Source organism: Kitasatospora sp. NPDC057904 (assembly GCF_042887925.1).
Lineage (GTDB): Bacteria > Actinomycetota > Actinomycetes > Streptomycetales > Streptomycetaceae > Kitasatospora.
The window spans coordinates 61,029-82,863 of the sequence record NZ_JBHVOL010000011.1 but is presented as its reverse complement, the minus strand read 5'-3'; the positions used below and the strand labels follow the sequence as shown (position 1 = coordinate 82,863).

The window sequence follows — 21,835 nt, the reverse complement described above, 5'->3', positions numbered from 1 at the left end:
GTAGGCAGCGGCCTCTTACCGATCGCTTACCGCTCCGGCCGAGGTGCGTGCGAGACCGGTCAGGATTCGAGAAGCCCCGGCCCAGGGCCCGCGCCTAGCCTCGTGGACATGGAGACCAACGACCTCAGCATCCACTGGACCTTCCTCCCCCACACCGACCCCGACGCCTCCCTCGCGTTCTACCGCGACCTGCTCGGCTTCGAGGTCCGCAACGACGTCGGCCAGGGCAGGATGCGCTGGATCACCGTCGGCCCGGCCGGCAGCCCCGGCACGTCCGTCGTCCTGGAGCCCCCGGCCATGGACCCCGGCGTCACGGAGGACGAGCGCCGCACCGTCACCGAGATGATGGCCAAGGGCACCTACGCCCGTCTCACCCTCGCCTCCGCCGACCTCGACGGCGTCTTCGACCGACTGGCGGCCGGCGGAGCCGAGCTCGTCCAGGAGCCGACGAAGCAGCCCTACGGCGTCCGCGACTGCGCCTTCCGCGACCCGGCGGGCAACCTGATCCGCATCAACGAGCTCGCGTAGCCGCGGCTCGGGAAGCCGAGCGCCGCGCCCCCGCCCGCCCGGTGCGGTTGGATGGAACGACCGCACCGGGCGGGCCCGCCCGCACAGAACCGGAGAGACGACGACCATGGCCAAGAGGACGGGCGCGCCCGCGCCGGTGCCGCACGACGCCGACAGCCACGACATGATCCGCGTGCTCGGCGCGCGCGAGAACAACCTCAAGGACGTCAGCGTCGAGATCCCCAAGCGCCGGCTGACGGTGTTCACCGGTGTCTCCGGCTCGGGCAAGAGCTCGCTGGTGTTCGACACCATCGCCGCCGAGTCGCAGCGGCTGATCAACGAGACCTACAGCGCCTTCGTCCAGGGCTTCATGCCGTCGCTGTCACGCCCCGACGTCGACGTCCTCGACGGGCTGACCACCGCGATCATCGTCGACCAGCAGCGGATGGGCGCCGACCCGCGCTCCACCGTCGGCACCGCGACCGACGCCAACGCGATGCTGCGCATCCTGTTCAGCCGGCTCGGCGAGCCGCACATCGGCTCGCCCAAGGCGTACTCGTTCAACGTCCCCTCGGTCAGCGGCGCCGGCGCCGTCACCGTGGAGCGCGGCGGCAAGACCGTGAAGGAGCGCCGCTCGTTCAGCGTCACCGGCGGCATGTGCCCGCGCTGCGAGGGCCGCGGGAGCGTCTCCGACATCGACCTCGCCCAGCTCTTCGACGACGCCAAGTCGCTCGCCGAGGGCGCGCTCACCATCCCCGGCTACACGCCGGGCGGGTGGAACTACCGGCTCTACAGCGAGTCCGGCTTCTACGACCCGGACAAGCCGATCCGCAAGTACACGAAGAAGGAGCTGCACGACTTCCTGTACCGCGAGCCGGTCCGGATGAAGATCGCGGGCATCAACATGACCTACGAGGGCCTGATCCCGCGGATCCAGAAGTCCTACCTCGCCAAGGACAAGGAGGCGATGCAGCCGCACATCCGGGCCTTCGTGGACCGCGCGGTCGCCTTCAGCACCTGCCCCGACTGCGACGGCACCCGGCTGACCGAGGCGGCCCGCTCGTCGAGGATCGGGAAGACCAGCATCGCCGACGCGTGCGCCATGCAGATCAGCGACCTGGCCGCGTGGGTGCGCGGGCTCGACCAGCCCTCGGTGGCGCCGCTGCTCACGAGCCTCGGGGAGGCGCTCGACTCGTTCGTCGAGATCGGTCTCGGCTACCTCTCGCTCGACCGCCCCTCCGGGACGCTGTCCGGTGGCGAGGCGCAGCGCGTCAAGATGGTCCGCCACCTCGGCTCCTCGCTCACCGACGTCACGTACGTCTTCGACGAGCCCACCGTGGGCCTGCACCCGCACGACATCCAGCGGATGAACGGGCTGCTGCTGCGGCTGCGCGACAAGGGCAACACGGTGCTCGTCGTCGAGCACAAGCCGGAGACGATCGCGATCGCCGACCACGTCGTCGACCTCGGTCCGGGCGCGGGCAGCGGCGGCGGCACGGTCTGCTTCGAGGGGACGGTCGAGGGCCTGCGGGCGGGCGGCACGATCACCGGACGCCACCTCGACGACCGGGCGAGGGTCAAGGAGACGGTGCGCACACCGACCGGGAAGCTGGCGATCCGCGGCGCCTCCACCCACAACCTGCGGAACGTCGACGTGGACATCCCGCTCGGGGTGCTCGCCGTCGTCACGGGTGTGGCCGGCTCCGGCAAGAGCTCGCTCGTGCACGGCTCGCTGCCACGATCGTCGGAGGCGCCGGGCGAGGGCGTGATCTCCGTCGACCAGGGCGCGATCCGCGGCTCCCGGCGCAGCAACCCGGCGACGTACACCGGTCTGCTGGAACCGGTCCGCAAGGCCTTCGCCAAGGCCAACGGCGTGAAGCCGGCCCTGTTCAGCGCCAACTCCGAGGGCGCGTGCCCGACCTGCAACGGCGCGGGCGTGGTCTACACGGACCTGGCGATGATGGCCGGCGTGGCGAGCGTCTGCGAGGACTGCGAGGGCAAGCGCTACCAGGCGTCGGTGCTGGAGTACCGCCTCGGCGGGCGCGACATCAGCGAGGTGCTGGCGATGCCGGTGACCGAGGCCGAGGAGTTCTTCCGCGAGGGCGAGGCCCGCATCCCGGCCGCGCACGCGATCGTGAGCCGGCTCGTGGACGTCGGCCTCGGCTACCTGAGCCTCGGCCAGCCGCTCACCACGCTCTCCGGCGGCGAGCGCCAGCGCCTCAAGCTCGCGACGCACATGGGCGACAAGGGCGGCGTCTACGTCCTCGACGAGCCGACGACCGGCCTGCACCTGGCCGATGTCGAGCAACTGCTCGGCCTGCTCGACCGCCTGGTCGACGCGGGCAAGTCGGTCATCGTCGTCGAGCACCACCAGGCGGTCATGGCGCACGCGGACTGGATCGTCGACCTCGGCCCGGGCGCCGGCCACGACGGCGGGCGGGTCGTCTTCGAGGGCACTCCGGCCGAGCTGGTGGCCAAGCGGCACACCGTCACCGGGGAGCACCTCGCGGCGTACGTGGGCGCCTGAGGCCCGCCCTCCGGGCCCGGCGGCTCACCGGGGAACGGCCCACCAGGCGACGGGGTAGCGCACCGGGTGGCCGCCGATCCGGCCCGGGAGCAGGCCGATCGCGACCAGCAGGACGGTGGCCAGCGCGAGCAGCGGCAGGAACGGCAGCGGGTGCGGCGCCTGGAGCACCACGATGACGGCGGTGGCGGCGGCCGGCGAGTGCGAGAGGTGCGTGAGCAGCATCACGCCGAGCGAGATCCCGGCGGCCACCGCAGCGCCCCACCCGTTGCTGCCGGTGACGGCGAGCGTGGCGTACCCGATCAGCGCGGAGACCAGCTGGCCGCCGACGAGGTTGCGGGGCTGCGAGATCGGCAGCCCGGGCGCGCCGTGGACGAGCGCGGCGCTGGCGGCCAGCGGCGGGATGAGCAGCGGCTGGTGCAGCAGGACCCCGGTCCCGACCAGGAGGAGCAGGGCCGCGATGGCGAAGGCGGTGGCCCTTAGTACGTGCAGCGGATGCGGCCTGGTGGTGGTGGCGGACGGGGGTCTGGGCATGCGGGAGCTCCGGGTGAAGGGCGGTGGACGGCAGCGCCTTCCACAAAATGTTGATTTTCGACCGCCATCCTGCCTCGCGGGGGACCCGGCGGACCCGGCGTTCCGGCATCCGGACGGCGGGGTCCGTCAGATGAGCGGCGGCTCCTCGGTCTCGAACAGGCGCAGGATCAGGTCGTCGACGTCGAGGTGGACCGTCTCGGTGCCGTACGGCACGACGTGCTCGGTCGCGGTGAGGAAGGTCTGGACGAGGGCGGCGGGCGCGCGCAGGACGGCCGTCGTGTCGTCGGCGCTGAGCGCGATGAAGAGCGTCGCGGCGGCGGGCCCGGTGCCGCGGTGGACGGTGACGTCGCCGAGGCCGGCCCAGCCGGTGAGGCCGGTGGCGAGGAGTTCGCGGGCGAAGATCCAGGTGATCGGCTCGTCGAGGTCGATGTGGGTGTCGAGGCTCACCGCGTAGGGGTCCTCCCGGCGGTAGCGCAGCCGGGCGGGCAGGGAGACGAGGAGGCCGGGGCAGGCGACCGCCTCCAGGTCGATGTACAGCGCCAACTCGTCGCCGGCGCAGGCGTTCTCCTGCGGGGCGCCGGGCAAGTCGTGCTCGCTCATGGGCTCTTCCTGTTCTCTTCCCCGGGGTGTTCCGGGGCGTCTCGGGGCGTCTCGGGCTGTCTTCAGGGGAGCAGAATCGTTTTTTCTCGGTCGGTTTCGGCGGTGGGGCGGAGCGGAGGCGGTGTGGGGGTGGTGCGGGGGTACGGGTGGTGCGGTGTGGCTGTGCGGTGTGGCTGTGCGGTGCGGGTGGTGCGGCGGTGCGGTGCGGCTTCGGCGTGCGGGGCTTCCGGCTGGAGAACGAGCCGGCCCGTCCCGGGTAACCGTCCGCGACGATATTCGGGCGACGGCGCCCTGTCCCGGCCTGCGGCATTGCGGTTCGGTCTCCGTCGGGGCGGAATTGTGCATGATCGCTCGGTTGGTGTCAGAGTGTCACCGTCTTCTTTTCCGATCGGGGGGTTCGATGACAGCGGGGGACGGGTCCGATCTCGTCGCCATGGTGGTCGAGGCGCTGGTGCAGACCGCGTCGCACACGGTCGGCGCGGCAGGGGCCGCGCTCGGCGGCGAGGCGCTCGCGCGCGTGCGGGAGTCGCTGCGGCAGTGGCCGCAGTGGGCGCACGCCCTCGGGCGGGTGGAGGCCCGTCCCGGCGACCAGCAGGCCCAGTGGGACCTGGCGCTCGCGGTGGGCCAACTGCTCGCCGGCGACCCGGGCCTGGCGGCCAACCTGCGCGCCCGGCTCTCCGTCGCCATGACCGCGCCGCCGCCCATGGCCGGGGCTCCGATGCCCCAGGCGGCTCCGGCGTGGCAGGGCGGCGGCGACGCCAACTGGCCCGCGTACAGCCCCGGAACGGTCCAGGGGACGTCCGCCCGGCGCAGCCGCGCCTGGGCGGTGACCGGCGGGGTCGTCGTGCTCGGTGTGATCGGCACGCTGACCGGGCTCGGTCTCTACCTCGGCACCGGCCCGGACGGTCCGAAGCCGCTGGCCAACCTGGACCAGGTGAAGGCCGTCATGCCCGACCTGCACGCCGTGCCGGACGGCTGGACCCAGGAGAAGGCGCCTTCCGCGGTGCCCAAGGGCGACTGCGGCGGCGACGGCGTCCCGCCCGCACAGGTGAGCCTGTGCGAGCAGATAGTCGGGAGGGGCGACTCGCGCTTCCACGCCGACGACGGCAAGACCCAGGTGGAGTTCCAGCTCATGGCGGGCCCCAGCCCGGAGTGGGGCGACAAGATGTACGACGTCGCCTACGGCATCAGTGACGGCCTGCCCGAGAAGCCGCCGATGGCCGCTCCGAAGGCCGGCGAGCGGTCCTCGGTCTTCATGGAGGGCCAGTGCGTGGAACTCCTCGTCAAGTCCGGCAGCAACGTCCTGAGGATCTCCTACTGCCCGGAGAACCCGTCCGCCCCGAACGTCGAGGTGGTCAACCGGATCACCCGGATGTTCGCCGCGCGCTCGCAGCAGGCGCAGGACGGGAAGACCCCGGACGCCGCGGCCTGACGGTTGCCGGACAGGGGTGGAGCCGAGCGCCCGGCTCCACCCCTGTGTCTGTGGAGGGGCGGTCAGGCCTTGGCGCAGATCACGAAGACGCTGATGCCGACGTCACCCGCACCCGGTCGGCGGCCGAGGCCGATCCAGCCGCTGCCGTCGTCGGCCGGGAAGCTGCCGACCAGGACCGCCTCGTCGCCGCGGGCCTCCGCGCCGCCGCCGAGCGCCTTCTCACCGGCCGGGCAGGAGACCGTCCGCCGCTGGAAGTTGGGCACGTTCGCGTTGTCGAGCCGCACCAGCTGGTACCCCTCGACCGACCGGGCGGCGCTGTCCCGTGCGGGCGCGTTGTCGGTGGCGGGGTCGGCCTCCGCGACCCAGCCCGTGCCGGCGGCGGCGAGCGCGACCGTCAACAGGCCCGCGGCCGGCGCGATCGCCCGAAGCTTCATGCCGTGTCCTCCCGAAGGGCGGCGGGCGCGCGCTTCGCGCCCGTACCACTCGGGGTATCGGCCGTTCGGGTGGCGGCCGTGATCGGGTTGACCCTTTCGGGGGGTGTGCGGCCCGTCCGGCACGCGCCGCGGCGGCGCCCCCGGGGCGTGCGGTGCGCCCTCACGCGGACGTCAGTGCGCGCCGGCCGCTGACGGGCCCGGCTCTCCCGGGCCCGAACACCGGGATCACTCGACCGGGTGAGCTGTCGTGGAACGGCCGGAGGCGCGGGCGGGCGCGCCCTACCGTCGGAGCCGCAACTCGCCGTTCGGACCGGAAGGAACCCCATGCGCCGCACCGTCGCCGTCCTCCTCGGAGCCTCCGCGCTCCTCGCCGCCACCACCCCGGTGGCCGGCGCCGCCACTGCCGCCGCCCCCGCCGCCGCCGGGCCCGCAGCCGCGCCCGCCGCCCCCGCCGCTCCTCTCGCGCAGGCCGGCGCCCCGCTGTTCGGCATGCTGGGCAGCGCGAGTGCGATGGTCTTCGGGGCCGTCGACGCGCTCAAGGGTGCGGTGAAGCTGCCGTAGGCGTGGCCGCCGTCGGCGGCTCCCGCACCGGCCAACCCGGCGCGGGAGCCGTGCCGTTCTGCCCCTGCGGGCCCCGTCGCCCCCGGGGAGGTTCCATTGTCGGTGGGGCGCGCTAGGGTGCCGTCCGGAAGCCCGACCAGGGCGGGTCGGTGCGAAACGGGGGGAGGGCGTCATGAGCGACGGCATCCGGTGGCTCGCCGAGGGCGACGACCGGCTCAGCGGCGTCCTGTTCGCGCGCGGGATCCCGCCGGAGGAGGTGGCCCGGCGGATGGGCGCGGACGTGCGAGGCGCCGCCGGTCCGGTCAGCGGCGCCGAGGTGTGGGACCTCGACATCGAGACCTACCGCCCCGGCGAGGACGGCGACGGCGTGGTCCGCGTCGGGGTCTGCGGCGGCTGGTCCTTCGCGATCGAGTACGGCGACTCCACCGGTGCCGACCTGCTCACCGAGATAGCGCGCGACGGCGTCGAGGTCGTCCACTACCGCCCCATGGCCGAACACCCGCCGGCCCTGCTCGACTACGCCCGCGACGGCGCCGTCCTGTGCGGGTTCGGCCTCGCCGAGGAGCGCTGGCGCTGGGGCAGCCAACCGGACCTCCTGCTCCCCGTCCTCGTCGCCGCCGGCGTCCTCCACCCCGACGGCATCACCCGCGCCACACTCCCCGGCGAGCCCCTGCCCGCCGTCCACCGCCGCACCCTCGGCGCCGTGGAACGCCACTTCGGCCTCAGCCTCCCCCCGGCCGTTCTGGACGCCGCCCGCCTCCCGGTGTACGCGGTCCGCGGCACGCCCGACCTGGTGCTCCGGTAGGGCGTGTCCTTCGGATCGGGCCGGGAGCCGTCACGCCCAGGGCTCGGAGAACGACCGCCCGGGGACGGGCTTGGCGACCAGGGCGATCGCCACGAAGAAGTTGACCTGCCCGATCGCCAGCGTCAGCGTCGTGAGCGCCTTCTCGTCGTAGTGGGCGGCCACCTCGGCGTACAGCTCGTCCGGCACCCGCTCACGGCCCCGAGCGGCCGGCTGGAGCACCGCCTCCACCAGCGCGAGCGCGGCCCGCTCGGCCGGGGTGAAGTACGGCGAGTCCCACCAGGCCGCCACCGAGTCGATCCGCTCCTCCGTCTCCCCGGCCTTGCGCAGGAATCCCGTGTGCAGCACGGTCAGGTAGGTGCTGCCGACGATCTGCCCGGCGCGCAGCTGCACCAGGCTGATCGTCGTCCGCGGCACCGACCGGTTGCCGGTGGCCCTGAACAGCGCCGCCGACACCTCCGCCAGCTCGGGCACGAGTACCCCGGGATCCGTCGCCAGGCGCGGCCGCAGCGGGACCTCGGCGGTGATCGGTCGCGGCTCCACCGGCGTGCTCTCCATCGTCTTCTCCATCGTCGTGTTCCTCCCGGGCTGTACGGGCCGTGTTCGGCGCCTTCACTGACCCGACCCGGCCCGGAGGAGGTTTGTGACAGGCGGAGGAGGATTTCCTCGACTTTCTTCGAGCTCGCCGAGCGGGCGGACGGTGCGGGCGCCATCGCCGAGGACGGTGCCGGAGGTGTCCGCGGTGCTGTGGTCCGTGGTGGAGGTGTGCACTCCGTCCTGTCCGTACCCATTTGACGGCTCATGGCCCGGATCGTCGTCAGGGACTCGGCAGGATGTCTGACCAGGGGGAATACCGGTCGGTATCATGCCGCTGGGGGATTGTCGGCGGGGTGGAGGGGATGTCGGTTGGTCGGCGAGGGCGGGAGTTCGGGCGGGCTGCGGTTCGCGGTGCTCGGGCCGCTGCGCTGTTGGCGGGACGGGGCGGAGGTGCCGCTCGGTTCGCCGCAGCAGCAGAGCATGCTGCTGGCGCTGCTGTTCCGGGCGGGCCGGCACGTGTCGGGGGCGCAGCTGATCGACGACCTGTGGGGTGACGAGCCGCCGGCCAGGGCGACGGGTGTCGTCCGCACGTACGTGCACCGGCTGCGGCGGGTGCTCGGGGCCGAGGCGCTCACGTCGGTCGGCGGCGGGTACCTGTTGGCCGTCGGCAGCGGCGGCCTGGACACCGTGCGGTGCGACGAGCTGCTGGCCGAGGGCCGGGCGCGGCGGGCCGACGGCCGGAACGCCGACGCCGCCGCCGCGCTGCGGGGCGCGCTCGCGCTGTGGCGCGGCGAGCCGATGCCCGGGCTGCCCGGGCCGTACGCGCAGCGCCAGCGCAGGGAGTGGGAGGAGCGGCGGCTCGCCGTCCTGGAGCTGTGCCTGGAGGCGGAGGTCGAGGGCGGCCGGTGCGCCGAGTCGGTGGCCGAGCTCGCGGCCCTCGTCGAGGAGCACCCGCTGCGCGAGCGGCTCTCGGAGCTGCTGATGCTCGCGCTGTTCCGCTCCGGCCGCCAGGCCGACGCCCTCGCGGCGTACCGGGCGGCGGACCGACGGCTGCGCGACGAACTGGGCGTCGGTGCCGGTCCCGGCCTGCGCGACCTGCACGGCCGGATCCTGGCGTCCGACGAGACGCTGTCGGCGACCACCGAGTGGGTCCTGACCGAGACCGAGCCGGCCGCCCCGACGGCCGGGGCCGATCCGGCCTCCACCCTCGTCCCGGCCCAGCTGCCGGCTTCCGCCGCCGACTTCACCGGGCGGTCCGCGGAGGCCGAGGCCCTGCGCGCCGCCCTGCGGGAGCCCGGCAGCGTGCCGGTGGCGGCCGTCGCGGGCATGGGCGGGGTCGGCAAGACCGCGCTCGCCGTGCACGTCGCCCACGGCCTGGCCGCCGAGTTCCCGGACGGCCAGCTCTACCTCGACCTGCACGGCGCCGACGGCCGCCCCACCCGACCCGAGGAGGCCCTGGCCGCGTTCCTGCGCTCCTTCGGCGTCGTCGGCGACGCGATCCCGGCCGGCCTCGCCGAACGGTCCGCCCGCTACCGCTCGCTGCTCGCGGGCCGCCGTGTCCTCGTGCTGCTCGACAACGCGCGCGATGCCGAACAGGTCCGCCCGCTGCTGCCGGGCAGCGCCGGCTGTGCCGTCCTCGTCACCAGCCGCACCCGCCTCGGCGCCCTGCCCAACGCGCGTTTCACCGAACTCCCCGTGCTCCCGGCCGAGGACGCCGTCACCCTGCTCACCCGGGTGGTCGGCGCCGAACGGGTCGCCGCCGAGGAGCAGGCGGCCGGTGAACTCGTCCGGCTCTGCGGCCAGTTGCCGCTCGCCGTGCGGATCCTGGCGGCCCGGCTGGCCTGCCGCCCGAGCTGGACGATCGCCCGGCTGCTGGAGCAACTCACCGGCGACCGCTACCGGCTGGACGCGCTGCGCAGCGGCGACCTGGCCGTCGAGTCCTCGTTCCGCTTCGGCTACGACCAGCTGGACGACGAACAGGCCCGCGCCTTCCGGCTGCTGGCCGTCCCCGAGGTGCCCGACCTGTCGCCCGGGGCGGTCGCCGCGGTGCTGGACCTGCCCGAGCCGGACGCCGTCGAGCTCGCCGAGTCGCTGGTGGACTGCTCGATGCTGGAGAGCTTCGCCAGCCCCGACCACTACCGCTACCACGACCTGCTGCGGGCCTTCGCCCGGCGGGCCGGCCAGGGCGGCGACCCGGACGAGCTCCGGGCGGCACTGAGCCGCCTGGTGGACCACCACCACGCGCTGGTGACGGCGGCGCTCGGGGCGTCCTCCGCGCGGCGCGGCTTCGCCGTCGGCTCGTCCCCGGCCGTCGGCGCCCTGGTGAGCCAGTGCGCGAAGCTCCCCGGCCGCTCCGCCGACACCGCCCCCGCCCTCGGCCGGCTCGCCGAACTCCTGCTCGGCTGCTGCCTGTTGGCCGACTCCGGGCACGCCACCCGCCCGCTCGGCCACGCCGCCAACGCGCTCCTGCACGCGAGCGTCGAACAGGGTGACCGCGCCGCCGAGGCCCGCGCCCGGCTGGTCCTCGGCCGACTGCTGACCGAGGTCGGCTCGGTGCCCTCGGCCCTCGCCGAACTGCTCCGCGCCCGCGACCTGTGCACCGCCTTCGAACCGGCCCGCCCGCTGCTCGCCCTCGCCCACAGCTCGCTCGCCGCCTGCTTCCTCCAGGCCGGCCGCCCCGACGAGGCCGTGGCCGGCTTCTCGGCCGCCGCCTCCGCCTGGGACCGGGCCGGCGACCGCCGCTCCCTGGCCGCCGAACTCCTCAACCTGGCCGGCGCGTTCGCCCGCCAGGGCCGCCACGACGCGGCGAACCGGGTGATCGACCAGTCCCTCGTGATCAGCCACGAACTCGCCGACCGCGAGCTGGAGGCGCTCGCCCGCGACGCCCTCGGCACGATCGCCCACGACCGCGGCGACCTCGCCGAGGCCGCCGCCCACCGCCGCGCCGCCCTCGCCCTCACCGACCCCGCCGACCACCGCCGCACCGGCCGCCTCCTGCTGCGCCTCGCCGAGTCGCTGCGGGCTGCGGGGCGGTGGGACGACGCGGTGGGGACGGCGGGCGATGCCGTCGACGCGCTGACCCTGGACGGCGACCACCGCGGCCGGGGCCTGGCCCTGGCGGTCCTGGGCGACGCGCTGGCCGACAGCCGGACGGACCTGGCGCGGGCCCGCGCGTGCTGGGCGGAGGCGTACGGGATCCTGGCGCCGATCGGCTCCCCGGAGGCGGAGCGCCTGGTGCCGCTGCTGGGCGCCGACCACCCGGCGGGCCCGGCGCGCTCGCGCTGGCCGTCCTGGCTGCCGGGGTGAGCACGGTCTCACCACGTGGTCTCACCGCGACGAAGGCCGGGCCCTCGGGGAGGGCCCGGCCTTCGTCCGTTCGTCCGTTCGTCCGTTCGTCCGTTCGTCCGTTCGTCCGTCCGTCCGTCCGTCCGTCCGGTCAGGCGGCCGCGACCGCCCACACCTGGTCGGGGCCGCCCGTGCACTGGCTCACGACGGCGGGCACGTTCGGCCCCTTGGCCGTCAGGCAGGACTGGGTCCTCCCCGTGAGCGCGAGCAGGTAGCCGCCGGACGTCGGCATGAAGGACCAGACCTGGTTCACGCTGTACGTCGGCGAGGCCCATATCTGCGCCTGGGACGTCTCGTTGCTGGCGTCCAGGCGGCTCTGGTACTGGGTGGCGCCGTTGTTCAGGAAGTAGCCGCCGCCGTCCTGGCGGGTGACCAGCTGCCAGACGGAGGCGCGGCTGTTGTCGAGGGCCTGGATGACGGGGTTCTGGTTCTGGACTCCCGAGTCCTTGTCGGTCAGGGCGAGCCCGCGGTTGGTCAGCCGGACGTACGACGGGAGCCCGGTCGCCCCCTCCGACGGCGGCCGGACGGGCGGCTTGCCGGCGTTGGTGTCCGGGGGCGGCGGCGGGGGCGCGGCCGTGTACGGCGGCGGGTTGGGGGCCGTCGTGGGCTTGTCGGGTGGTGTCGACGGCTGGTAGCCGCCCTGGTTCCCGCCCTGATCGCCCGTCTGGTAGCCCGGCGTGACCGGGCCCGGGGTGTACGCCGGTCCCGGGGCGACGGCACTGGGCGACGGCGCCGGGGCGGCCGGCTCGGGGGCCGACGGGCGCGCCGGAGCGTTCGATCCGGAGGGGACGTCAGGCGGGCTGCCCGCGCCGCCCGCACTGCCTGCACTTCCTGCCCCGCCCGCACTGCCCGCACCGCCCGGCGCACCCGCACCGCCCGCGCCGCCCGCCGGAACCGGGCCCACCGGGGCACCGGGAACGGACGGCAGGGGCGACCCCGAAGCCGTGGGCGCGCCCGGTGACGGCGTGCCCGTGCCGGTGGGCGTGCCGGAGACCGCCGCGAGCGGGACCACCGTCGGAACCGCGGGCGCGGTCGGCCCGCCGCCCGCCAGCGCGGCGTCGGCCGCGGCCCGGCCGGCGTCCCGTCCGAGCGTGGTGGCCGCGGCGGCGGTGATGGCCGAGCAGAGCGCGACCACGCCCGCCGCGATCAGCAGCCGGCGGCGCCCCCGCAGCGCCGCCCGCAGCCGCCCGGCGACCGGACGCGGTCCCGTCGAGCCGGCCGCGGCGACCACCACCGGCCGTGCCGCCGTCCGGATGGCACTGCTCGACGGCGACACGGCCACCGTGGCCTCCACCACCTCCACCGGCTCGCCGTCGAGCGCGGCCCGGGCGGCCGCGGCCATGGTGGCGGCGTCCGGCCAGCGCTCGCCGGGGTCCTTCGCCATCGCGCGTGCCACCAGCGCCCGGACCGGGGCCGGGACGTCCGCCGGCAGCGGCGGCACGGGGGTGGTCAGGTGCTTGAGGATGACCTCCAGGGCCGTCTCCCCGTGGTACGGCAGCTGCCCGGACAGGCACTCGTAGAGCACGACGCCGAGCGCGTACAGGTCGGCCGCGGCGCTGACCGCACCGGTCGAGGCCTGCTCGGGCGCCTGGTAGGCGGCGGTGCCGAGGACCATGCCGGGCACGGTCAGCCGGGTGTCGCAGCCGGGGCGGGCGATGCCGAAGTCGGCGATCACGACGCGTTCGTCGCGGACCATCAGGTTGTCCGGCTTGATGTCCCGGTGGACGACGCCGGCCTCGTGCGCGGCCGTCAGCGCCTCCAGCACCTGGAGGGCCAGGCCGAGCGCCTCGGGAGCGTCGAGGCGGCCGCGCCGCTTCAGGACGTCGCTGAGCGGCTCGCCGTCGATGAGCTCCATGACGAGGTAGGCGATCGGGCGGCCGGTGCTGCCCCAGGCGGTCGTCCAGGAATGGCCGCCGTCGAGCCGGCCGGAGCCGAAGTCGTGCACGCCGACGATGCCGGGGTGGCGCAGCCGGGCCATCACCCGGGCCTCCTCGTGGAACCGCTCCGCGAAGCCCGGTTCGTCCAGCAGCGCCGGTTTCAGGACCTTGACGGCCACCCGGCGCCCGAGGACCTCGTCCTCGGCGAGCCAGACGTCGCCCATCGAACCGCCACCGAGCCACTCGTCCAACCGGTAGCGGTCACCGAGCGTGGTGCCACGCATGATCCTCCTCGACCCCGTACATCGTCGCGTCCCGCCGCCGTGGGCCCGGGCCGGGACCTTCGGTCGCGTTCCAACCGACCCTCTCACCAGCCTATAAACGCCGACTTGACGCGACCGCAGAGGGGTCCGGAAAAGCGGCTGGTGGAGCGGACGGTTCGTCGACGACCCCATCGGGAGCCGATCACTCCGCGCGCACCTCCGTCAGCGCCTCCGCCAGAGCCCCCGTCAACGAGTCCGTTGACGAACCGTCGACGCCGCGTACACCGCGGGGCGGTGGCATGTCCCCGCAGACCGGTCCACCGGGACCGGCCGGGAGGAGAGCTTCGACATGATCATCCGTCGAGCGGCCGCGGCCGCCGTCCTGTCCGCCGCGACCGTCGTGTCCGGCATGGCCCTGGGTGCCCAGAGCGCGAGCGCGGCCGAGTCGCTGCCGGCCAGCGGCGCCGACTACCGCATCTCCAGCTACGCGGGCGGCGCCCTGCAGTGGGACAGTCGGAACAACGGCACCAACGTGGTGATCCGCGACTGGAACGAGTCCTCCGCGCAGCAGGCGTGGACGATCCGGGACGAGGGCAACGGCACCTGGTCGATCAAGGTGCCCGGCACCAACAACGCGGTCGACCGCGACAAGGGCCGCAACACCGTCGGCTCCTGGAACTACGTCGGCGCCGACAACCAGCGCTGGTGGCTGGAGAACACTTCGACGGGCAACGGCCGCGCGTGGCTGCTGCACAGCGTCTCGGACGGCAACCTCTGCCTCACCCGCGGTGCCGACCTCAACGCGAAGGTGACCGCCTGCAACGCCGGCGACCCGGCACAGTCCTGGAACCTGGACAAGAACTCCGCCACCACCCCGCCCACCACCGGCCGCCCGACCATCGACCTGGACTACTCCCAGGCCCCCGACCTCGGCCCGTGGCTGGAGCAGCAGAAGCAGACCGTCGCGGCCTACTACCCGCAGATCTCCAACCTCATCATCCGGGGGGCGTTCCAGGCGCCCTCCTACTTCAAGATCATCATGGACCCGTCGCTGACCCAGTACCCCGCCTACGCGACGAAGCCCAACGGCGGCGTCAACGAGATCCACGTCAACATCGGCTACGTGCGGGGCAACCGGAACGACACCGGCTTCCTGGTGCACGAGGCCGTGCACGTCGCGGTCTGGAACAACCCCAACGGCCCGGACAGGGACCACGGCTGGATGGGCGAGGGCCTCGCGGACTGGGTGCGCGACTACAACTTCCAGCCCGGCACCGGCGCCCAGCACTTTGGCCCGGACGACCACTACAACAGCGGATACCAGGCCACCGCCCGCTTCATCGACTACGTCTCCAAGACCTACCGCCAGCCCGACCTCGCCTACAAGCTGAACCTGAACCCGAACGACGACGGCATCTGGGCCCGCCTCACCGGCAAGGGCCCCGACCAGCTCTGGAACGAGATGCCCAAGTAGCCCCCGCCATCGGCCCCGCGGCACCCCGGCACCCCGGCACGCACGGCGCCGGGGTGCCGCGGCGCGTCCGCCCCACCCGGACGGCCGGTGGGACGGCGGGCGGCACGCGCCCCCCGACGGCGGACTCCGGAGGGCGCGTGAGGTCGCGCACACCTAGGGTGAGCGGACGGGCGCGGGGCGTGTGCGGCCCCGGCGTGCGCCCGCTCGCGCGCCCGTTCGCCAGTCCGGGGGCCGATCGCGCCGTCCGGCCTTCCGAGAGGTGGAGTCCCCATGCACACCGTCGTCCGCGGTGCCGGAGCGCTCGGGCTGAGCGCGCTGCTCCTCACCTCGTCGGCCGGCTGCCAGGGCGGGGCCGCGCCCGCCGCCGAGCCCGTGCCGGCCGCGCCGGTGACGGCGGCGCCCGCGGCGGTCCAGCAGCTCGACTGGCACGCGTGCGGCGCGCCGGACGCCGCGCAGGGCGGCGGCACCCCGCCCGCGGGGGACTGGCAGTGCGCGACGCTCAAGGCCCCGCTGGACTACGCCAAACCGGGCGGCGGCACGATCGACCTCGCGCTGATCCGCTCCCGGGCCAAGGACGAGCAGCACCGGATCGGTTCGCTGGTGTTCAACTTCGGCGGCCCCGGCGGCTCGGGCATCACCACGCTGCCGGCGCTCGCGGACACCTACGCCTCCCTCAACACCCGCTACGACCTGGTGAGTTTCGACCCGCGCGGGGTCGGTGCGAGCGCCGGGGTGAAGTGCCTGGACGACAAGGCGATGGACGCCGCCAACGCGATCGACAACACCCCCGACAGCCCGGCGGCCGTCAAGGCGCTCGACGAGAGCACCGCGCAGTTCAACTCGGCGTGCGAGCGCAACTCCGGCCCGGTGCTGCCCTTCGTGGACACCGAGAGCGCCGCCCGCGACATGGACCTCATGCGGCAGGCCCTCGGGGACCAGCAGCTGCACTACTTCGGCATCAGCTACGGCACCCAACTCGGCGGCGTCTACGCGCACCTGTTCCCGCAGCAGGTCGGCCGCGCCGTGCTGGACTCGGTGGTCGACCCGACGAAGGACCCGGCCCAGTCCTCGCTCGGCCAGGCCAAGGGCTTCCAGCTCGCCCTGGAGGACTTCATGAAGGCCTGCTCCACCGGCGTGCCGGACTGCCCGACCGGCAGCGGAGGCGCCGACGGCACCGCCCGGGTCACCGGACTGCTGCAGTCGCTGGAGCAGAAGCCGCTGCCGACCGACAGCGGGCGTCAGCTGACCGAGAGCCTCGCCGTCACCGGCATCGCGGGCGCGCTGTACAGCCAGGAGACGTGGCCGGCGCTGGCCGCCGGGCTCACCGAGGCGATGCAGCGGGGCACCGGCACGGTGCTGCTCCAGCTCGCCGACGGTCTCCTCGGGCGCGACCCGAGCGGGCACTACAACGACCTCAACGCGGCGAACCGGGCGATCAGCTGCGTGGACGCCAAGCAGCGCTACTCGGACCAGGACGTCGAGCAGCAGCTGCCGCAGTTCAAGGACGCCTCGCCGGTCTTCGGCGCGTTCACCGCGTGGGGCCTGACCGGCTGCACCGGCTGGCCGGTCGCCGGCAGGACCGACCACCCCGAGGTCTCCGCCACGGGCGCCGCGCCGATCCTGGTGGTCGGCACCACCGGCGACCCGGCCACCCCGGTCGAGGGCGCCAGGACGATGGCGCAGCAGCTGGGCGCGGGCGTGGGCGTCACGGTGACGCTCCAGGGCGAGGGCCACGGCGGGTACAACACCGGCAACCCGTGCCTGAAGACGACGGTGGACGCCTACCTGCTCGACGGCAAGGTGCCGGCGGACGGCACGGTGTGCGGCCAGGGCTAGTTCACTGGCACGTGGCCCACGGTCGCTTGGACAAGTCCAAGTGGCCCACTCGAACCAGGTCTGATTGGCACTGTCCGGCGGTCCACTCGGCGCCTAGGCTCCTCACCGTGACCACCAAAGTTGACTTCTACTTCGACCCGATCTGCCCGTTCGCCTGGATCACCTCCCGGTGGATCCTGGAGGTCGAGCGCGAGCGCGAGCTCGACCTGACGTTCCGCGTGATGAGCCTGTCCGTCCTCAACGAGGGCCGCGAGGGCCTGCCCGAGCGCTACCAGCGCCTGCTGACCACCGGCTGGGGCCCGGTCCGGGTCTGCATCGCCGCCGCCGAACGGTTCGGCGAGCACGTGCTGCGCGACCTGTACACCGCGCTCGGCACCCGCCTGCACGACCAGGACCGCGAGGCCGACGGGACGGTCATCCGGGAGGCGCTCGCCGAGGTCGGCCTGCCGGAGGACCTCGCCGACGCGGCCGGGAGCACCGCGTACGACATCGCGCTGCGCAAGAGCCACCACGAGGGGATGGACCCGGTCGGCGAGGAGGTCGGCACGCCGACGATCCACGTGGACGGCGTCGCGTTCTTCGGCCCGGTGCTGACCGGGATCCCGCGCGGCGAGGACGCGGTGCGGATCTTCGACGGCGTCCGGGCGCTGGCCGCGTACCCGAAGTTCTTCGAGCTCAAGCGCACCCGGACGGGGTCGCTCGACTTCTCCTGACCGACCCGGGAGGGCCGGGGGAGGGTCTTCCGCTCCTGATCCACTCCCGTCCGGGGCCGTCTCGTCCGACCATGGAGACGGAGGCCCCGGCGGTCACCCCGCCCGGCCGCCTCCGGAGAGGCGGTGAGCGCAGATGACCGGACGGATCCGCCTGCGCGCCACCCGGCACCCGGCCACCCGGCACCCGGCCACCCGGCACCCGGCCACCCGGAACCCGACCACGCAGCACCTGGCCACCCCGCCGGGTCCCTCCTCGCCGGGCCCCACCCCGCCCGGAGGGCCGAAACCCAACCCGTTCAAGCCGACGCCGCCCAAGCCGTCGCCCCCGAGCGTGCGTCGCTGGCTGCTGCCCGTGGGCGCCCTGCTGGCCCTGATCCTGCTGCTCGTCGTCCAGGCCCCGGGCCCGGCCGGCACCAAGTACGGGTACTCCGACTTCGTCGGCCGGGTCGACACGGGCCAGGTCAAGACGGTGAACGTGACGGACACCGGCGGCGTCAGCGGCACCCTCAAGGACGGCACCCGCTTCACCAGCCAGATCCCGACCGCCCTGGACACCACGCAGCTCAGCCAGTCCCTCTCCGCGCAACACGTGGACGTCACCGGCAGCCGCACCGGCGGCAGCTCGATCTGGTCCACGCTGCTGCTGTTCCTGCCGCTGCTGGTCTTCGGCGGGCTCTTCCTGTGGTCCGGCCGGCTCGCCGCCCGCTCGGTCACCGGCGGCCTGAGCGCGATCGGGCGCTCCCGGGCGAAGATCATCGAGGCCGAGCGGCCCGCCACCGGCTTCGCCGACGTGGCCGGGTACGAGGGCGTGAAGCAGGAGGTCAGCGAGGTCGTCGACTACCTGCGCAGCCCCGGGCGGTACGCCGCCGCAGGGGCCAAGGGGCCGCGCGGAGTGATCATGGTCGGGCCGCCCGGCACCGGCAAGACCCTGCTGGCCCGCGCCGTCGCCGGCGAGGCCGAGGTGCCGTTCCTGTCCGTCACCGGCTCCGGCTTCGTCGAGATGTTCGTCGGCGTCGGCGCCTCCCGCGTCCGTGACCTCTTCGACGAGGCCCGCAAGCGCGCACCGTCCATCATCTTCATCGACGAGATCGACGCCGTGGGCGCCCGCCGCGCGGGCGGCTCCCGGCTCGGCGGCAACGACGAGCGCGAGCAGACCCTCAACCAGCTGCTCGCCGAGATGGACGGCTTCGACCAGAGCACCGGCATCGTCGTCATCGCCGCCACCAACCGGCCCGACGCCCTCGACCCGGCCCTGCTGCGCCCCGGCCGCTTCGACCGGCAGGTCACCGTGCCGCTGCCCAACCAGCGCGAGCGGGCCGCGATCCTCGCCGTCCACGTCGTCGGCAAGACCCTCGCCCCGGACGCCGACCTCGACCGGATCGCCCGCGGCACCCCGGGCTTCTCCGGCGCCGACCTCGCCAACCTCGTCAACGAGGCCGCCATCAACGCCGTCCGCGCCGACCGGGCCACCATCACCGCCGACGACCTCGACACCGCGCGCGACCGCGTCCTGCTCGGCCGCCGCGAGTCCTCCAACGCGCTGCTGCCCGACGAGCGGCACGCCGTCGCCGTCCACGAGTCCGGGCACGCGCTGATGGCCGCGCTGTGCGAGCACGCCGACCCCGTCGCCAAGGTCACCATCCTCCCGGCCGGCGTCGCCCTCGGCGCCACCGAACAACTCCCCGAGGCCGAGCGGCACCTGTACAGCGAGAGCTACCTGACCGACCTGCTCACCGTGCAACTCGGCGGACGGGCAGCCGAGTTGGTCGTCTTCGGCGAGGGCTCCACCGGCGCGGCCAACGACCTCGCCAACGCCACCTCCGTCGCCACCCGGATGGTCCGCGAGTTCGGCCTCTCCCCGGACCTCGGTCCGGTCGGCTACGCCTCGGGCTCCTCCCACTACCTCGGCGAGAGCCCCGAGGACCTGCTGCGCCGCCCCTACTCCGAGGAGACCCAGCGCGCGATCGACGAAGCCGTCGCCGCCCTGCTGCGCGGCGCCGAGCGGCGCGCCATCGGTCTGCTGCGTGAACACCGGCACCACCTCGACGAGTTGGCCGCACTGCTGGTCGAGAAGGAGACGGTGGACGGCGCAGTGGTGCTCGACATCCTCCGCCACCCGGCCGCTACCCTCCCCGAATGACCCGAGTGACCCGAGTGACCCGAACGACCGGACGTGACTGGCAGGACCGCGCGGCAGGCGCGGTGATCGGCTCAGCCGTGGGCGACGCCCTGGGCGCGCCGTACGAGTTCGGGCCCGCCGGGGCCTTCTCGGCCCGCTTCCCCGACGGCGACGGCGAGATGATCGCGGGTGGCGGCTGGGAGCGCGGCGAGGCGACGGACGACACGCAGATGGCCGTCCTCGTCGCCGAATCGCTGCTGGACAAGGGCGAGTTGGACCTGCCGGACATCTTCGCCCGGTTCCAGCGCTGGGTGGCCTCCGAGCCGAAGGACGTGGGCATCCAGACCGAGGACGTCCTCACCAACGGCCACACCTGGAACCTGGCCGCCGCGATCCACTTCAACACCACCATGCGCGCCGCCGGCAACGGCGCCCTCATGCGCGCCGCCCCCTCCGCCGTCGCCTTCGCCCCCGCCGGGCGCGAGGCCACCATGGCCGCCGCCCGCCGGATCTCCGCCCTCACCCACGGCGACGGCGCCGCCTGGGAGGGCACGGCGATCCTCCACGAGCTCGTCCGGCACGCCCTCGACGGCGCCGACCCGCTCGCCGCGATCCCGGACGCCCTGGCCCGCGTCGAGCCCGACCACCGCGAGCGGTACGCCGTCGTCCTCGACCCCGACTGGCACCCCGACCGCGCCACCGAGCCCAACGGCGCCGTCTGGCCCTGCCTCGGCTCCGCCGTGTGGGCGCTGCGCACCACCGAGGGCTACCCGGCCGCCGTCCGCGCCGCGATCGACCTCGGCGGGGACACCGACACCGTCGCCGCCGTCACCGGCGCGCTGGCCGGGGCCGTGTACGGCCTCGGCGCGATCCCGGCCGCCTGGACCGAGCCGCTGCACGTGCCGCTGCCCGGGTTCGGCGGGCGGGTGCTGCGGACGTCGGACCTTCTACTACTGGCCGGTAGGCTCGCCGCCGGGACCGGCTACGATGCCACGTGATCACGCGACGAACGGGGGGCTCATGGACGTGACTTCGAGGCCGGTGGCGCACGTCGTCGGCGGGCGGGACGAGGTGGTCGACGACCGCTGGGGCGCCGTCGCCGCGATCGTCCGGCTGGACGGCGAGCAGTTCGCCGAGGAGGCGCTGTACGGGCTGGCGGACTTCTCCCACCTGGAGATCGTCTACCACTTCGACCGCGTGCCGGCGGACAGGATCGAGACCGGCGCCCGCCACCCGCGCGGCAACACCGACTGGCCGCTGGTCGGCATCTTCGCCCAGCGCGGCAAGAACCGGCCCAACCGGCTGGGCGTCTCCCGCTGCGAGCTGCTCCGCGTGGACGGCCTCGACCTGCACGTTGTGGGCCTGGACGCGGTGGCCGGCACGCCGGTGCTCGACATCAAGCCCTACCTGGCCGAGTTCGGCCCGCGCGGCGAGGTCCGCCAGCCGGCCTGGTCGAGCGAGCTCATGCGCGACTACTACGAGTACGACGAGGCGGGCGAGTGACGGCGGCGGCCGAGCGGCTCGCCGTGGTCTCCGGCGGCGGCACCGGCATCGGCCGGGCGATCGCCGCCCGGCTCGCCGCCGACGGGAACCGGGTGGCGATCCTCGGGCGGCGCGCGGCCGTCCTCGACGAGGCCAGGGACGCGATCGAGCGGACCGTCGGGCCGGGCCGGGTCCTGCCCGTGCCGGTCGACCTGACCGACCCCGAGGCGGTCGAGGCCGCCGCCGCGCGGATCGCGGAACTCGGCCCGGTGGACGCCCTCGTGAACAACGCGGGAGCGATCGTCACCCCGCCCGCCGACCGCAGCCTCGCCGCCCTCGCGCACTCCTGGCGCCAGGACCTGGACGGCAACCTGCTCTCCGCCGTCCTCCTCACCACCGCCCTGCAGGACCACCTGCGCAGGCCCGGGGGCCGCCTGGTCGTGATCAGCTCGGCCGCCGCCCAGCGCGGCGGCGCCGGCCCGCACTCGCTCGGCTCGTACGCCGCCGCCAAGGCCGCCCTGCACGGCTGGGCCTTCGGTCTGGCGCGGCAGTTGGGCCCGGACGGAATCACCGTCAACGTCCTCGCGCCCGGCTACGTCGAGGACACCGAGATCTTCGGCGACGGCTGGACGGAGGCCTTCCACGCGCAGAAGGTGGCCGACACCCTGGTGGGCCGCGCCGGCACCCCGGCCGACGTGGCCGAGGCCGTCTCCTACCTCGCGTCCCCGGCGGCCGGGTACGTGACCGGCCAGGTCATCGGCCTCAACGGCGGTGCGGTGCTCGGCCGCTGAGCGG

General features: G+C 74.4%; 18 protein-coding genes. 13 read left to right on the top strand and 5 right to left on the bottom strand.

Annotated elements, in window-relative coordinates; translation table 11 throughout:
* Positions 1-108 precede the first annotated feature (108 nt).
* The gene (locus tag ACFVSN_RS26415) at positions 109-528 is read left to right on the top strand and encodes a VOC family protein (RefSeq protein WP_387601005.1); all 420 of its coding nucleotides are present in this window, start codon (positions 109-111) and stop codon (positions 526-528) included.
* Positions 529-634: 106 nt separating this feature from the next.
* Positions 635-3,034 (top strand): ATP-binding cassette domain-containing protein, encoded by a 2,400-nt coding sequence (locus tag ACFVSN_RS26410; protein WP_387601008.1) that lies wholly within the window; start codon positions 635-637, stop codon positions 3,032-3,034.
* A gap of 24 nt (positions 3,035-3,058) precedes the next feature.
* Here the strand turns inward: ACFVSN_RS26410 and ACFVSN_RS26405 are convergent, their stop codons facing one another.
* Both ACFVSN_RS26405 and ACFVSN_RS26400 read right to left on the bottom strand, forming a co-directional pair.
* Positions 3,059-3,565 carry an HPP family protein gene (locus ACFVSN_RS26405; protein ID WP_380508987.1) on the bottom strand — a complete coding sequence of 169 codons (507 nt, stop codon included), beginning with the start codon at positions 3,563-3,565 and terminating at the stop codon, positions 3,059-3,061.
* Positions 3,566-3,691: 126 nt separating this feature from the next.
* Positions 3,692-4,165 (bottom strand): SsgA family sporulation/cell division regulator, encoded by a 474-nt coding sequence (locus tag ACFVSN_RS26400; protein ID WP_380446322.1) that lies wholly within the window; start codon positions 4,163-4,165, stop codon positions 3,692-3,694.
* Positions 4,166-4,565: 400 nt separating this feature from the next.
* On the opposite strand from ACFVSN_RS26400, the gene ACFVSN_RS26395 reads away from it, so the two are divergent.
* Positions 4,566-5,597, top strand: a complete 1,032-nt coding sequence (locus ACFVSN_RS26395; protein WP_380446321.1) for a hypothetical protein — start codon at positions 4,566-4,568, stop codon at positions 5,595-5,597.
* 62 nt (positions 5,598-5,659) lie between these two features.
* Here the strand turns inward: ACFVSN_RS26395 and ACFVSN_RS26390 are convergent, their stop codons facing one another.
* The gene (locus ACFVSN_RS26390; protein ID WP_387601012.1) at positions 5,660-6,031 is read right to left on the bottom strand and encodes a hypothetical protein; all 372 of its coding nucleotides are present in this window, start codon (positions 6,029-6,031) and stop codon (positions 5,660-5,662) included.
* Between the two features lie 324 nt (positions 6,032-6,355).
* Between ACFVSN_RS26390 and ACFVSN_RS26385 the strand changes: the two genes are divergently transcribed.
* Positions 6,356-6,592: a hypothetical protein gene (locus tag ACFVSN_RS26385; protein ID WP_380508993.1), complete on the top strand. Its 237-nt coding sequence runs from the start codon at positions 6,356-6,358 to the stop codon at positions 6,590-6,592.
* Between the two features lie 172 nt (positions 6,593-6,764).
* Positions 6,765-7,397: a DUF6461 domain-containing protein gene (locus ACFVSN_RS26380; RefSeq protein ID WP_387601015.1), complete on the top strand. Its 633-nt coding sequence runs from the start codon at positions 6,765-6,767 to the stop codon at positions 7,395-7,397.
* A gap of 30 nt (positions 7,398-7,427) precedes the next feature.
* Here ACFVSN_RS26380 and ACFVSN_RS26375 read toward each other — a convergent pair whose 3' ends face one another.
* Positions 7,428-7,964: a carboxymuconolactone decarboxylase family protein gene (locus ACFVSN_RS26375; protein ID WP_387601018.1), complete on the bottom strand. Its 537-nt coding sequence runs from the start codon at positions 7,962-7,964 to the stop codon at positions 7,428-7,430.
* Between the two features lie 336 nt (positions 7,965-8,300).
* On the opposite strand from ACFVSN_RS26375, the gene ACFVSN_RS26370 reads away from it, so the two are divergent.
* Positions 8,301-11,237, top strand: a complete 2,937-nt coding sequence (locus tag ACFVSN_RS26370; protein ID WP_387956700.1) for a BTAD domain-containing putative transcriptional regulator — start codon at positions 8,301-8,303, stop codon at positions 11,235-11,237.
* Positions 11,238-11,367: 130 nt separating this feature from the next.
* Here ACFVSN_RS26370 and ACFVSN_RS26365 read toward each other — a convergent pair whose 3' ends face one another.
* Positions 11,368-13,437 carry a serine/threonine protein kinase gene (locus tag ACFVSN_RS26365; protein ID WP_387596458.1) on the bottom strand — a complete coding sequence of 690 codons (2,070 nt, stop codon included), beginning with the start codon at positions 13,435-13,437 and terminating at the stop codon, positions 11,368-11,370.
* Between the two features lie 328 nt (positions 13,438-13,765).
* Between ACFVSN_RS26365 and ACFVSN_RS26360 the strand changes: the two genes are divergently transcribed.
* The 7 genes from ACFVSN_RS26360 to ACFVSN_RS26330 all read left to right on the top strand — a co-directional run bounded on the left by ACFVSN_RS26360 (position 13,766) and on the right by ACFVSN_RS26330 (position 21,831).
* A complete protein-coding gene (locus ACFVSN_RS26360; RefSeq protein ID WP_380499032.1) occupies positions 13,766-14,890 on the top strand; it encodes a basic secretory protein-like protein in 1,125 nt (374 codons plus the stop codon).
* Positions 14,891-15,160: 270 nt separating this feature from the next.
* Entirely contained in the window at positions 15,161-16,726 is a 1,566-nt protein-coding gene (locus ACFVSN_RS26355; protein ID WP_387596455.1) for an alpha/beta hydrolase, read from the top strand.
* 107 nt (positions 16,727-16,833) lie between these two features.
* The gene (locus ACFVSN_RS26350) at positions 16,834-17,439 is read left to right on the top strand and encodes a disulfide bond formation protein DsbA (RefSeq protein ID WP_387596452.1); all 606 of its coding nucleotides are present in this window, start codon (positions 16,834-16,836) and stop codon (positions 17,437-17,439) included.
* A gap of 133 nt (positions 17,440-17,572) precedes the next feature.
* Entirely contained in the window at positions 17,573-19,579 is a 2,007-nt protein-coding gene (ftsH, locus tag ACFVSN_RS26345) for an ATP-dependent zinc metalloprotease FtsH (protein ID WP_380446519.1), read from the top strand.
* Positions 19,576-20,556 (top strand): ADP-ribosylglycohydrolase family protein, encoded by a 981-nt coding sequence (locus ACFVSN_RS26340; RefSeq protein WP_387596449.1) that lies wholly within the window; start codon positions 19,576-19,578, stop codon positions 20,554-20,556. Before ftsH ends, ACFVSN_RS26340 begins: the two co-directional genes overlap by 4 nt.
* 22 nt (positions 20,557-20,578) lie before the next feature.
* The gene (locus tag ACFVSN_RS26335) at positions 20,579-21,061 is read left to right on the top strand and encodes an SAM-dependent methyltransferase (RefSeq protein WP_387596446.1); all 483 of its coding nucleotides are present in this window, start codon (positions 20,579-20,581) and stop codon (positions 21,059-21,061) included.
* A complete protein-coding gene (locus ACFVSN_RS26330) occupies positions 21,058-21,831 on the top strand; it encodes an SDR family NAD(P)-dependent oxidoreductase (RefSeq protein ID WP_387596443.1) in 774 nt (257 codons plus the stop codon). The genes ACFVSN_RS26335 and ACFVSN_RS26330 overlap by 4 nt, the downstream gene beginning before the upstream one ends.
* The last annotated feature ends 4 nt before the right edge of the window (positions 21,832-21,835 follow it).

Bases quoted from the DNA above. Each gene is read 5' to 3' on its own strand.
- ACFVSN_RS26415 (WP_387601005.1), top strand. From the start codon at position 109: ATGGAGACCAACGACCTCAGCATCCACTGGACCTTCCTCCCCCACACC.
- ACFVSN_RS26400 (WP_380446322.1), bottom strand. From the start codon at position 4,165: ATGAGCGAGCACGACTTGCCCGGCGCCCCGCAGGAGAACGCCTGCGCC.
- ACFVSN_RS26385 (WP_380508993.1), top strand. From the start codon at position 6,356: ATGCGCCGCACCGTCGCCGTCCTCCTCGGAGCCTCCGCGCTCCTCGCC.
- ACFVSN_RS26395 (WP_380446321.1), top strand. From the start codon at position 4,566: ATGACAGCGGGGGACGGGTCCGATCTCGTCGCCATGGTGGTCGAGGCG.
- ACFVSN_RS26375 (WP_387601018.1), bottom strand. From the start codon at position 7,964: ATGGAGAAGACGATGGAGAGCACGCCGGTGGAGCCGCGACCGATCACC.
- ACFVSN_RS26365 (WP_387596458.1), bottom strand. From the start codon at position 13,437: ATGCGTGGCACCACGCTCGGTGACCGCTACCGGTTGGACGAGTGGCTC.
- ACFVSN_RS26340 (WP_387596449.1), top strand. From the start codon at position 19,576: ATGACCCGAGTGACCCGAGTGACCCGAACGACCGGACGTGACTGGCAG.
- ACFVSN_RS26360 (WP_380499032.1), top strand. From the start codon at position 13,766: ATGATCATCCGTCGAGCGGCCGCGGCCGCCGTCCTGTCCGCCGCGACC.
- ACFVSN_RS26410 (WP_387601008.1), top strand. From the start codon at position 635: ATGGCCAAGAGGACGGGCGCGCCCGCGCCGGTGCCGCACGACGCCGAC.
- ACFVSN_RS26405 (WP_380508987.1), bottom strand. From the start codon at position 3,565: ATGCCCAGACCCCCGTCCGCCACCACCACCAGGCCGCATCCGCTGCAC.
- ACFVSN_RS26355 (WP_387596455.1), top strand. From the start codon at position 15,161: ATGCACACCGTCGTCCGCGGTGCCGGAGCGCTCGGGCTGAGCGCGCTG.
- ACFVSN_RS26380 (WP_387601015.1), top strand. From the start codon at position 6,765: ATGAGCGACGGCATCCGGTGGCTCGCCGAGGGCGACGACCGGCTCAGC.
- ftsH (WP_380446519.1), top strand. From the start codon at position 17,573: ATGACCGGACGGATCCGCCTGCGCGCCACCCGGCACCCGGCCACCCGG.
- ACFVSN_RS26335 (WP_387596446.1), top strand. From the start codon at position 20,579: ATGGACGTGACTTCGAGGCCGGTGGCGCACGTCGTCGGCGGGCGGGAC.
- ACFVSN_RS26390 (WP_387601012.1), bottom strand. From the start codon at position 6,031: ATGAAGCTTCGGGCGATCGCGCCGGCCGCGGGCCTGTTGACGGTCGCG.